This is a genomic window from Spirulina subsalsa FACHB-351 (assembly GCF_026130165.1).
GTDB lineage: Bacteria > Cyanobacteriota > Cyanobacteriia > Cyanobacteriales > Spirulinaceae > Spirulina_A > Spirulina_A subsalsa_A.
In genome coordinates this window covers 1-12436 of sequence record NZ_JAIHOM010000132.1, presented here as the reverse complement: position 1 = coordinate 12436, position 12436 = coordinate 1, and the positions used below count along the sequence as shown (strand labels likewise).

General features: G+C 47.9%; 12 protein-coding genes. 8 read left to right on the top strand and 4 right to left on the bottom strand.

Features of this window, described 5'->3' with window-relative positions:
• The first annotated feature begins 143 nt into the window (after window positions 1–143).
• The 4 genes from hpxO (at window position 144) to K4A83_RS19260 (ending at window position 3377) form a co-directional block, all read left to right on the top strand.
• Entirely contained in the window at window positions 144–1304 is a 1161-nt protein-coding gene (gene hpxO, locus K4A83_RS19275; RefSeq protein WP_265266306.1) for an FAD-dependent urate hydroxylase HpxO, read from the top strand.
• Entirely contained in the window at window positions 1301–1540 is a 240-nt protein-coding gene (locus K4A83_RS19270) for a hypothetical protein (RefSeq protein ID WP_265266305.1), read from the top strand. The genes hpxO and K4A83_RS19270 overlap by 4 nt, the downstream gene beginning before the upstream one ends.
• 12 nt (window positions 1541–1552) lie before the next feature.
• Complete coding sequence (locus K4A83_RS19265; protein WP_265266304.1) at window positions 1553–1738, top strand: hypothetical protein; 186 nt, start codon at window positions 1553–1555, stop codon at window positions 1736–1738.
• A gap of 211 nt (window positions 1739–1949) precedes the next feature.
• Window positions 1950–3377 (top strand): transglutaminase domain-containing protein, encoded by a 1428-nt coding sequence (locus K4A83_RS19260; RefSeq protein WP_265266303.1) that lies wholly within the window; start codon window positions 1950–1952, stop codon window positions 3375–3377.
• 105 nt (window positions 3378–3482) lie between these two features.
• Here the strand turns inward: K4A83_RS19260 and K4A83_RS19255 are convergent, their stop codons facing one another.
• The 3 genes from K4A83_RS19255 to K4A83_RS19245 all read right to left on the bottom strand — a co-directional run bounded on the left by K4A83_RS19255 (window position 3483) and on the right by K4A83_RS19245 (window position 7892).
• Window positions 3483–6014 carry a mannose-1-phosphate guanyltransferase gene (locus K4A83_RS19255; protein ID WP_265266302.1) on the bottom strand — a complete coding sequence of 844 codons (2532 nt, stop codon included), beginning with the start codon at window positions 6012–6014 and terminating at the stop codon, window positions 3483–3485.
• A 259-nt stretch (window positions 6015–6273) separates the two neighbouring features.
• Complete coding sequence (locus K4A83_RS19250; RefSeq protein ID WP_265266301.1) at window positions 6274–7113, bottom strand: metal ABC transporter permease; 840 nt, start codon at window positions 7111–7113, stop codon at window positions 6274–6276.
• Window positions 7113–7892: a metal ABC transporter ATP-binding protein gene (locus K4A83_RS19245; RefSeq protein WP_265266300.1), complete on the bottom strand. Its 780-nt coding sequence runs from the start codon at window positions 7890–7892 to the stop codon at window positions 7113–7115. Before K4A83_RS19245 ends, K4A83_RS19250 begins: the two co-directional genes overlap by 1 nt.
• A gap of 65 nt (window positions 7893–7957) precedes the next feature.
• Between K4A83_RS19245 and K4A83_RS19240 the strand changes: the two genes are divergently transcribed.
• The 4 genes from K4A83_RS19240 (at window position 7958) to petG (ending at window position 11807) form a co-directional block, all read left to right on the top strand.
• Complete coding sequence (locus tag K4A83_RS19240; RefSeq protein WP_265266299.1) at window positions 7958–8881, top strand: metal ABC transporter solute-binding protein, Zn/Mn family; 924 nt, start codon at window positions 7958–7960, stop codon at window positions 8879–8881.
• A gap of 473 nt (window positions 8882–9354) precedes the next feature.
• Window positions 9355–11037, top strand: coding sequence for an HD domain-containing phosphohydrolase (locus K4A83_RS19235; RefSeq protein WP_265266298.1), 1683 nt, complete (start codon window positions 9355–9357; stop codon window positions 11035–11037).
• A 136-nt stretch (window positions 11038–11173) separates the two neighbouring features.
• Entirely contained in the window at window positions 11174–11548 is a 375-nt protein-coding gene (locus K4A83_RS19230) for a c-type cytochrome (protein WP_265266297.1), read from the top strand.
• A gap of 160 nt (window positions 11549–11708) precedes the next feature.
• A complete protein-coding gene (gene petG / locus K4A83_RS19225) occupies window positions 11709–11807 on the top strand; it encodes a cytochrome b6-f complex subunit V (protein WP_017303145.1) in 99 nt (32 codons plus the stop codon).
• 56 nt (window positions 11808–11863) lie between these two features.
• Here the strand turns inward: petG and rsmD are convergent, their stop codons facing one another.
• A complete protein-coding gene (gene rsmD / locus K4A83_RS19220; protein ID WP_407810163.1) occupies window positions 11864–12409 on the bottom strand; it encodes a 16S rRNA (guanine(966)-N(2))-methyltransferase RsmD in 546 nt (181 codons plus the stop codon).
• Window positions 12410–12436: the final 27 nt, after the last annotated feature.

Below are 12436 nucleotides of genomic sequence, written 5' to 3'. Positions count from 1 at the left end.
GGGGGAGCAGGGGAGCGGGGGAGAGGGGGAACAATTACCTATTCCCTATTCCCTATTCCCTGTTCCCGATTGGGCGCTAAAGCGCAACTACGAACGGAAGTCGGTCAAGCTAGATATTGTTCTGGAGTAGGAGAGGGGAAACGGTGGAAGGGTTAAAAATAATCATCATTGGGGCGGGAATTGGGGGCTTAACGGCGGGGATTGCCCTACAACAAGCCGGGTATCAGGTACAGGTGTATGAGCGAGTGCAGGAATTACGTCCGGTGGGGGCGGGAATTTCCCTGTGGTCCAATGGGGTTAAGGTTTTGAACTGTTTGGGTTTGGGGGAGGCGATCGCAAATATTGGCGGCCGGATGAATGTGATGGAGTATCGCACCGCTCAAGGGGAATTGTTAAATCATATTCCCTTGCAACCCCTCATTGCACAAGTCGGACAACGCCCCTATCCTGTCGCCCGTCGGGATTTACAGGAAATGCTGTTAACAGGCTACGGAGGGGAGATCAAACTGGGTCATGACTGTATTGGGGTGGAGGAGGACGAAGGGGGCGTAACGGCGATTTTTGCCAACGGAGAACGCGATCGCGGGGATCTGGTAGTGGCGGCGGATGGCATTCGCTCGGTGTTGCGCCCCTATGTGACGGGGAAACCTTCAGCCCTCAACTATGCCGGATATGTGAACTGGAATGGCCTAGTCCCTGTGAGTCCAGAGTTAGCCCCGGCGGATTGTTGGGTGATTTATGTGGGGCAACATCAACGAGCTTCTCTGATGCCTGTGGGAGGCGATCGCTTTTATTTCTTCTTTGATGTTCCACTGCCTGCCGGAACTCCCCCGGAACCGGAACAGTATCAAGAGCAGTTACGGGGATATTTTCAAGGCTGGGCGCAACCTGTACAGAATTTAATTGAACGGTTAGACCCTCAACAAGTAGCTCGGCCAGAGATTCATGACCTTAGCCCTCTAGATAGCTATGTGCGGGGGCGGGTGGCTTTATTGGGGGATGCCGCCCACACCACTTGTCCTGATTTGGGGCAAGGGGGCTGTCAGGCCATTGAGGATGCTTGGGTGTTAACCCATTACCTAAAAAGCACGAACTTGAGCGTTATGGATGCCCTAGAACGGTATAACAGAGAACGGCGAGAACGGGGGAATAGCATCGTCCGTAAGGCGCGGAAACGGGCTGAACAAATCCACGGCAAAGATCCCGAAGTGACTCGCCAATGGTACGAACAACTGGGGCGAGAAGCTCCCCAGTCGGTGACCAATGCGATCGCCGACGTGATCTTAGGCGGACCTCTCCATTGAAATTCCCTACCAGAACAGGCTTTCGTAAAATCCGTAACAAACCGAATCCCCGCCTCGCCTTAGACTACAGTCACCCTCCGATTGCTTATTCAGACCGCCCTCACACCAGTGGCGGTTTTTATTTTTGTGTGGCACAGAAAACAACGCGCTCAGAAAATCTAGGGCTACAATTGGGTAAGGGGTTTTATTGTCCTAATCCTCTGTTTAACTCAACTCACTTGCCGTCAGCTTTTTAGTTCATATCACTTATGGAATCTAGTGGTCCATCCGCTAACGCTTCTGAACCTCCCAGTAAATGGGCAGCTATTTTCGGAACGGCGATCGCCATCTTAACGATTGCTATTCCCACTCTGGTGATTGCCTACTACTCGTCCCCTGTACCAGTAGAAACACTACAACGCACCACCCATGTTCCACGCTCAACCATTCAGTGATGCACCCATGAACTAAAAAACCGATTGCCTTTCCCAGAGATTAGACTCTGGGAGTAAACATACACCTTAGTATTCCCGTAGCAGAGGACAACCCTCTAGCTGCTGGTTTTGGGCTATCCCGAAACGAGTTGGGCGCTCTCCCCAGATTAAAAACACTGACCAATCGTGCAGCACCCATGATTCAATCTGCCGATTTTTTGGAACCCTCTCTATGAAGTTTGTTGTTTGGACAATTCCCCTTGCCCTGATTCGACTGGTCTTTTCTCTTAGTGTTTTTCTGACCCCTCTTCTGGGTGTTTGGCTGACTTCCTCCCTGATTGTGTTTGTTAACGGACCGACTTGGTTAGCCTTGCTTTCAGGGATTTTGCTCTTTCCCTTGCTGCCCATATTCTGGGACTGGAAAGCCAGACGAGGCAAACCGCAACGAAAGGGACTAAGTTTAAGTTGGGGCGATCGCATTACCCTGCGCACCCTGACCTTAAACCTAGCCTTTATTGTCCTCCTCCTCGCCCTCAGACCCCAAACCTCATTCCTCGCCCTAGCCACCCGAGGGGATTGGTTTCTAGAGAACTTCACCGGGCCTCCAGTAGAACTCACCCGCCGAGCCTTATTCCAGACAGCCAACGGTCTAGAATGGCTCTATCTCGCCTTTCACCACAATCCCTATCAAAAATATGCTGACTCGACCACCATTCAACCTCAGCCCGCAGAGATTGCCCCCATCCCAGAACGTCCAGCCCCTGCCCCTCCTCTCCCCCAACAAAGTGATAAAGAGTGGCCTTGGCGGAATGCAGGTCTACATCCGGCCGTCGTGAATATGCCGCCTCGGTCGGAAATTAGCATAGAATCAGTCGCTCAATACATTGCCCAACAAGAAAAAGATCCGGTTTTACGCATCAAAGCGCTACATGATTATGTCGCCGATCGCATTGCCTACGATGCTCCGGCTTATTTTGCCGGTCAAATTCCCCCACAAGACCCAGAAATCGTTTTTCTAACCCGAAAAGCCGTCTGTGCCGGGTATGCCAAACTCCTCGAAGCACTCGGAAAAGCCATGGGAGAAGAAATTGTTTATGTCGTGGGAGATGCGCGTACTTCCACCAGTGAACTTAGTGGGGAAGGTCATGCTTGGAATGCGGCCAAAATTGAGGGGAAATGGTATCTCATTGACCCCACTTGGGATAGTGGTTTTGTCAATGAGTCCGGTTTTACTAAAAACTATCGCACCGATTATTTATTTCCTCCCCCACAAGTCATGAATATTACCCATTTGCCCGATGATGAAGCATGGCAACTCCTACCCCATCCCCTATCCCGGGGTGAATTTTTCCGACAACCAATTTTAAGACCTCCCTTCTTTGCCGAAGGGCTAGAGTTGGTGACTCCGACCCGCTCTCAAGCGGATATTAGCGGGGATGCGGTGATTGAAGTCAAAAATCCCTATCAACGTTGGATTTTCGCCAGTTATGCCGAGAAAGGAGGCTCTAAATTAGGGAATTGTGGGGAGTCTGCTAGTCAAAGATCACCCATTCGCTGCCCACTCCCACATTCTGGAACCTATGAGGTGAAAATGTTTACCGGGGAAGATCAGTATGGTCCGTTTAAATATGTTGGTCAACTGGAGTTTAATCGACGTTGACAAGAAGAGAAAAGGCTTAACTTGTCAAGATTGGGTAATGCCCAAGGGGGAAGATTTGGCGATGGTCATAGTAAATAAGTTCTCATCGCAAAGAACGACTAACAGTTAACCCAATTGCAAGAGATCCACTCCCTCCTCCTGATCAATAAACCCTTGCACACGCTGACGATACTCCAATAACACCCGATCCACCCAATCCCGATCATCACTATTCGCATACAGATGAACCAAAGGCTCGCCCGCATCGGGCAGAATTAAAATCCAGCTATCATTTTGCCGATTCACAATTTTTACCCCGTCGATTAGCTCTAAATTTTCCGGGGTATGGGTTTCGACTAAATGACGCATTAAGGCCCCTTTGACTGTCCAAGGACAACGCATGGTGTAGTTTTTATGACACACCTTGGGTAATTCGGCGCGAATTTGGGCTAAGGAACGCTCCTGAATGGTTAACATCTCAATTAACTTGGCAATGCAGAACATGGCATCAAACCCGGGATGTAAACTGGGGAAAATAAAGCCCATTTCTCCACTGCCCCCTAACACCACATTATGATTGGCTCGTGCGGCTTCCATGAGGGCGGTGGGACTGGCTTTGGTGCGAATGACGCGACCATCATGGCGACGGGCAATTTTTTCCACGGCGCTGGAGGTTTGCACGGGAACGACTACACTACTCCGAGGATGAGCGGTCATCATCATGTTCACCATTAAGGCGGTGAGGGTTTCCCCACGAATGGGTAAACCAGCCTCATCGACTAGGATTAACTGTTCTCCATTGGCGGATACCTGTACGCCAAAATTCGCCCGCACGGCCTCCACTACATGACCTAACTGGATTAACAGGTTTTCCCGTTCTTCGTTGGAAACGGCGGTCTGGCTTAAGCTGGCATTTAATACCACGGCATCACAGCCAAATTTGGCTAACAAGCGGGGTAAAATCGCTCCAGTGACGGCGTAGACGTAATCAATGACGACTTTGGCTCGGCTATTCTGGACGGCGGCAACGTTGAGTTGTCGCTCAAAACAACGACTGTAGAGGTCTAGGACTTGGGAAGCGTAGGTCATGGTGCCAATGTCGGCTATGGGCATCCGGCGGATATCTTCTTTAAAGTAAGTCCCCTCAATTTTCTTTTCTTTGGCTTTGGAAATGTTAATGCCCTGTTTGTCAAAAAATTCAATCAGGATATAATCGGGGCGGTCTGGGTGGAGGCGGACATGGATGCCCCCGGAGACGCTTAGGGTGGGGATGACGGTGCGGGCGACGGGGATAGCGGTGGATTCGAGGTTCTGGATATGAACTCCGGTGGACATTAACCCGGCAATGAGGGAACGGCTCACCATGCGGGAGATGGGGCGTTGATCTCTCGATACGGTAATCATGGAACCGGGTTTTAAGGTGGAGCCGTAGGCCGCACCCAATTTCACCGTAAATTCTGGGGTGATGTCTATGTTGGCTAGTCCAGAAACGCCCTGTTGTCCGAACAGATTGCGCTGGGCCATTGTTCCCCAAATTAGGTTAATGTTCAAAATGGCTCCTGACTCTATTTTTTTGCTAGGCCAAACCCGAACCCCCGGACTGATTTGGGCTTCTTCTCCAACGGTGGAGAGGGAGCCGACTACAGCCCCTTCTAGGATATGAGAACGGCGATCAACTCTTGTCCCTCGGGAGATGACACAGGCTCTTAAGTGGGCTTCTTCGCCAATAATTGCGCCGTTGGCTATGATGGGACGTTTGAGGTCGGCATCGGCTCCGACGGTGATATTGTCGCCGAGGACGGTTCCAGCTTCGATATGAACGCGGGGGCCTATGCGGCAGTTGCTGCCAATGAGGACGGGACGCTCGATTTTCGCGCTGGGGTCAATGTAGGTGTTTTGACCAATCCACTGACCGGGGTTTTTTTCTTCGTAGGGAATCTGTAGGTGTACTTTGCCATCTAATCCGTCATACTGGGCTTGACGGTAGGTGTCGAGGTTGCCGACATCGCACCAATACCCTTCGGCAATGTAACCATACATGGGTTCTCCTCGTTGGAGGAGCAGGGGAAAGAGGTCTTTGGAAAAGTCTGATTCTTCGTTAATGGGAAGATAGTCTAGGACTTCGGGTTCTAGGATGTAGGCTCCGGTGTTGACGGTATCGGAAAATATCTCGCTGGTGGAGGGTTTTTCGAGGAAGCGACAAATCCGTTGTTGACTGTCGGTGATGACGACTCCGAATTCTAGGGGGTTGGGGACGCGGGTGAGGATGAGGGTGGCTTTGGAACGTTTGGCTTTGTGAAAGGCGATCGCGGATCTTAAGTCAAAATCGGTCAAACTATCCCCACTGATGACAAGGAAGGTTTCATCTAACAGTTCAGCAATGTTTTTTACACAACCGGAAGTCCCTAGGGGTTGATCTTCTTCTACGGCATAGGTCATCTGTACGCCAAAGTCGCTCCCGTCTTGGAAGTAGTCGCGCATGATATCGGGGAGATAGTGCAAGGTGGCAATAACTTCGGTGATGCCGTTGTCTTTCAGTAGGTTGATGATATGTTCGGCGATGGGACGGTTGAGGATGGATACCATCGGTTTGGGGAGATCACAGGTTAAAGGGCGTAGTCTAGTCCCGGAACCGCCCGCCATCAGCACTGCACGCATAAATACTCCTTAATGATTAAACATTTTTATTAATTTTTATTAACAGGGGCTGGTTAAATTACATTTTTTGTGCCTTGTCTCTGAATCCCATTAAGTCAACCTGATACTCCATTTTCCAGTATCCCTAATCCGGGTTATTTCAGGCGAGAATCCTAGAGAATTTTAACATTTGGCTCGATTAATGAGCAATTATTAAGGCAATAGGCAAGAGGCAAAAGATAAGAGATAACAGTTTTAGCTATTCCCTATTCCCCATCTCTTAATTTTTACTGTTTACGGTTAAAAGTCCTTGGCTAGGACTAAAGAGAAAGGCGAGGATAAATAATCCGGTGGCGACTAACACAATGGCGGGACCGGAGGGGAGATTATAGAAATAACTTAAATACATTCCACTGATACTGGAAATTACCCCAACTCCTACGGCAATAAACATCATCTGATGGAGTCGTTTTACTAATAAATAAGCGGTGGCGGCGGGGGTAATTAATAGGGCTAAAACTAGAATAACACCGACGGATTTTAAGCTGGCAATGATGGTCATGCCAATCAAAACCATTAGACTTAAATCAAGTAGCTTAACAGGTAAACCTACGGCTTGCGCTCCCAATTTATCAAAGGAGTAAAATAACAGTTCTTTGTATAATAAACCCACAACGACTAGGACAAAAATGGCAATGATTAGGGTATCCCGGACATCGTTAAAGGTGACGGTTAGAATGTTGCCAAAGAGAAAATGACTTAAATCTATTTTATTTTCCCGTTGAATGGTGGTAATTAGAATAATTCCAAGGGCAAAGAAGGCGGAGAAGACAATCCCCATTGCAGCATCTTCTTTGATGTTAGAACGGGTGTGAATTAAATTAATACAAAGGGTGCTAATAATTCCGGCGATAAATGCCCCGATAAAGAGATTGGTGTCGGTTAAAAAGGCGATCGCTAAACCGGGTAAAACGGAATGACTGATGGCATCCCCGAGGAGGGCTAAACGCTGCACTAAGAGGTAGCAACCGACGACAGCGCAAAGAATGCCGACGATGACCGCAACCATGAGCGATCGCTGCATAAAACTATATTGGAGGGGTTCAAGCAGGGCATTCATCAGGCAGCTTGTAGAGAAGATCCGGAGAAAAAGGAGACTTTCCCCCCATAAGCACGGTTTAAGTTGCTTTCATTTAAGACGTTTTCCCGTACATCGGCGGCGACAATTTCCTTGTTTAATAAAATTAAATCATCAAAATGGGTAATCGATTCCCCCAGATCATGATTCACGACTAACACGATATGACCTTGATTGGCTAATTCCCGGAAAATCTGGAATAAAATGGCCTCGGTTTTTTGGTCTACTCCCACAAAGGGTTCATCAAAACAAAAGATTTCCGCTTCTTGGGCTAAAGATCGGGCTAAAAAGACGCGCTGCTGTTGTCCTCCCGAAAGTTGTCCGATGGGGCGATCGCACAATTTCTCCATTCCTACCCGCACCAACCCATCATAAGCCCGATGGCGACTGCTGGCCGAAAAGCGCCGAAACCACCCGGTTTTCTTTACTCGTCCCATCATCACCACATCCCACACCGTCGCGGGATAAGTCCAGTCAATCTGACTCCGTTGGGGGACATAGGCCACCTTATGTAATTGACAGTGCAGAGGTTGATCCCCATAAAAAACGGGTTTTCCCCTTGCCGGGATTAACCCCAACATGGCCTTTAACAGTGTACTCTTGCCTGCTCCATTGGGGCCGATCATGCCCGTTAAGCGTCCTGAATGTACCACACAGCTAATCTGACGTAATGCCTCAAAACTACGGTACTGCACCCCTAAATTTTCAATGGTGATCTGGCTCATAACGGCTTTTGACTCCCCATAATACTTTTCCAGCATAGCAAAAAATGAAAGAATTATGATAAAGATTATGAGAGAATTATGAAAAGAATTGTGAACCTACTATGAGACACTTCGGAAAACTCCTGTTTTGTGGACTGCTGCTGTTGAGTGGATGTAATCCCCAAGCGGCTTCCGATCCTTCGGACAAACCCTATGTTGTGGCCACCAGTACCATTTTGGCTGATCTTACCCAAGAGGTAGCGAGGGATAAAATTGAACTGAAAAGCATTTTAAAACCGGGGGAAGATCCTCATATTTACGAACCCGTCCCTCAAGATAGTATAGCCTTAGAAAGAGCCGATTTAATTTTCTATAACGGCTATGACTTAGAACCTGCTTTAATTCGCTTAATTGAAGCCACTGGAATTAGGGCGAAAAAAGTGGCTGTTGCTGAACAAATTACCCCGTTAATGGATGAGGCGGAAAACTTACCCGATCCTCATGTTTGGGGGGATGCCAAAAATGGGATCATTATGGTGGAAGTGATTCGGGATGCTTTGATTGAATTGTTGCCAGAAAAAGCGGATAATTTACGCCAGAATGCTCAGGGTTTAATTGAACAATTAGAAGCACTGGATCAGTGGATTTTAGCCCAAATTGCCACAATTCCCCCGGAAAATAGAAAGTTAGTGACGACCCATGATGCTTTTGCTTATTACGCAGATGCCTATGGTTTGGAAATTCTCGGAACTTTAATTGGGGTGAGTACGGAAGAACAACCCAGTGCGCAAACCTTGAGTCAATTAGCGAATGAAGTGCGTGGGCAAAATATTCCTATGGTGTTCGCTGAAACGACCATTAATCCAGCATTAATGGAAACTTTAGCGCGGGAATCTGGGGCGGTTTTATCATCACAAAACTTATACTCTGACTCGATTGGTGGGGTTGGAAGTTCGGGGGATAGTTATATCAGTATGTTGGTGGCAAATACAACGGCTATTGTTGAAGGTTTGGGGGGAACTGTGACACCTTTTGACCCAAATTAAGGGGGGCTTTTTATCGGGTTTTGGGAGTAGGGGGAATTCCTTTCTGGTGAGCGACAGAAAACTCCTCTGCTGAGTTACTTCCCCTTAAACCTCTCACGAAGGGGATTCCCTCGGGCTGTCCCTACTGGGGTGTAGACTGTCATTAGTCTACACTCCAAGTCAAGAGCAGCCTGTGATAATCTATTTTGAATCACGGGGCAATAAATTCAGTATAATTGCGGAACTTATTTAAAGTTTTCATGAAGATAACCGGAATATACGGAATGAAGCTTGAAGACTAGAGTTAAGAGGATACTGTCATGATCGAGTTGTTTCTGGAGGGACTTTGAGTTTAGAGAGAAAAATTCATTAAATTTTTCTAAAAGGATATACTTGAGATAAGCTGATCGGGCAGATCGTCTAGCTCTCTGGCTTCAGCTTGCCTTGAACATTCACTCTTGGTGCCTTATTCCCTTTGTGCATTATTTGCAACTATGACTGCCCTTAATTCCCTCAATCTCATATACGATTATGAGGAATTTACGACTCAGTTTCAAGATCGTTTAGACCTCATTGAGAAACTGCTGGTTACTGGAACAGCGCTGTCTGCAATACAAGACCTAGGGCAGTTATTAGAACTAATTTTAAGTAAAAGTCGAGAGATTACCTATAGTGACGCGGGTAGTATTTTCTTAGTGGATTCTTCTGACGAGAGTCCTTATTTAATCTTTAAAGTGGCTCAGAATGATTCCCTCCCTCGGGCTTCTTTTCAGGAAGTCGCACTCCCGATTTCACCGCAGAGTTTAGCGGGGTATGTTGCGGCAACGGGGCGATCGCTCAATATCCCCGATGCCTATGCTATTCCTGCCCATCTACCCTATAAACTCGATCGGGGATTTGATCAAGATTTTGGCTATCGGACTTGTTCCGTTATTGTGTTACCCATGCACAATGGAGAGGGGGAATTAATCGGGGTATTACAACTGATTAATCGCAAAACCAGTCCTCATTTGTCGATTACGCCAGAAAATGCCCAAGAAATCACCCGCCCCTATTCGGATTGGGAAGAACGGATCTTGCGTTCTTTTGCCTCTCAAGCAGCTATTTCTATTGAGCGCAATATTCTACAAAAAAACATCGAAAATCTGTTTGAGGGCTTTGTGAGGGCTTCTGTGCAAGTGATTGAAGCCCGGGATCCGACGACTTCCGGGCATTCGGAACGGGTGGCGGATTTAACGGTGCAGTTGGCCCAAGAAGTGAATACGATTGATCTGGGGCCTTTATGGTCTTTCTCGTTTAATGGTCAACAACTGCAAGAAATTCGCTATGCGGCACTGCTTCATGATTTTGGTAAGGTGGGAGTCCCCGAAAGTATTTTAAATAAACGGAAAAAACTCTATCCTGAGCAGTTGGAGGTGATTCGTCAGCGCTTTGCCGTGGCACAACGCACGTTACAGATGGACTGTGCTGAACGGAAGTTTCAACACTTGATTAATCATCCTCGGGTGTTTCATAGCCCCGCTGAGGTGGGGAGTTGTAGTCATTGCCAACAGTTAGCGGAGTTGGATGCAGATTTACAAAAGGCGATCGCAACTCTACAACGCTATCAGGCCTTTATTGAAAACCTCAATGAGCCAGAAGCCCTCGCAACAGAACCGTTTCACGCCCTTTCCGAGCAAGCACTGGCCGATTTAACAGCATTATCTCAATATCACTATCGCGGCACAGATGGTCAACTGCACCCCTTGCTCACTCCAGAGGAATTAGAACAACTGCTGACTCCTCGGGGAAATTTGAGCAATCAAGAACGTTTACTCATTGAGTCTCATGTCACCCACAGTTATGAGTTTCTCAAACGCATCCCTTGGACAAAAAACCTCAAACAAGTCCCCATCATTGCCTACCGTCATCATGAAACCTTAGATGGATCGGGCTATCCTGAAGGCCTTACAGGGGATGCCATTCCCATTCAAACCCAAATGTTAACCGTTGCAGATATTTATGATGCTCTAACGGCGGCAGATCGTCCCTATCGCAAACCTTTACCCGTCCGCACTGTTTTGTGCATTCTCCAAGAAGAGGCTCATAAGAACAAAATCAATCGGGCTTTAGTCGATGTGTTTATTCAGCGTCAAGTGTATCAAGTTCTCGGGCATCAAATCCCCGAAGAGGGTTAAGTTGTTCAACCCCTTGCCGATTTTCTCCATAAATCTTAAGCTAAGTTGATGAAATGCAACATTCAGGGGAATCACGCTTTCAATCAAAGTGTGACTTCCCTTGATTAACCTTCTCCGAACTCTTACGACATTGACCGTGGATACTCAGTCTGCCCAGACCGAAACTGTAATACCAAGAATGATCTTACTCTTGCTGGTGATCATTCTCCTTCTCCTGTGCAGTTTAGTTGGGGTCTATTTGTACCGCGTGTCAGACCCCTATATTCAAAATGTGTTAACGATTCAGGGCGACCCCCAACGAGGTCATGCCATTTTTGAGATTAACTGTGCAGGGTGTCATGGGGTCTATGGAGATGGCAATGTGGGGCCGAGCTTACAACATATCTCGAAACGACGCTCTGATGTGGTGTTGATTCAACAGGTGATTAGTGGGGAAACTCCCCCCATGCCCAAGTTTCAGCCGAATCCCCAAGATATGGCGGATTTGTTGCACTATCTGAAGACGCTGTGAAAGAGCTTACAGCCAGAGATGGGCTTTTTTTGGGGTCACTCAAACATCATCCGCTCCCTTCGGCAATTCTCCCACCATAATCTGTGATTGGGTGGGATGAGGATGTCAATCTCTTGTAGGATGAGAAAAAGGTAAAGAAGTATAACAACGGAGAGCGAGCATGATTGAACCCTTACTGTTAGGGATTGCCCTTGGCTTAATTATGATTACGTTGGCCGGGCTATTTTTCGCGGCCTATATGCAGTACAAACGGAGTTAGATCCTCCGGTTTGTTGGGTTAAGTAGTAGGGGGCTATAAGTTGCAAGGATTGTGACCTATAGCTCCCTCTCTTGATAAAAGGCGATCGCACTATTGCCGTAAACTTTTTGACGAGTGAGGGTGAGTTGTTCCACTTGGGGGGGAGGAGTCCAGAGACGAGGTTCATATTCGGCGGCCATGATGCCATCCGGTGCGAGTAATTTTAATGAGGCGATCGCCTCTAAGGTCGGTTGATAGAGATTACTGGCATAGGGGGGGTCAAAATAAATACAATCAAACACCTGTCCCGCTAAACGGGGCAATTGCTGGCGGATATCCCCACAAATGACTTGATACTCTTGATCCGATTGGGCAAACTGTTGCCAATTTTCCCCCATGACCCGGCAGGCCTTCCCCCACTTCTCAATTCCCACCACCCAACGAGCGCCCCGACAGAGAGCTTCTGCCCCCATTGAACCATTGCCCCCACAGAGATCCAGCCAGCGACAACCTTCTAGGCGATCGCGCCACATATTAAACAACGCCTCCCGCACCTTAGCCGGAGTAGGACGAACATCACGCCCCGCGAGGGTTTTCAGAGGACGATTGCCATAAATGCGCATGGGGAGCAGGGGAGAGGGGGAGCAGGG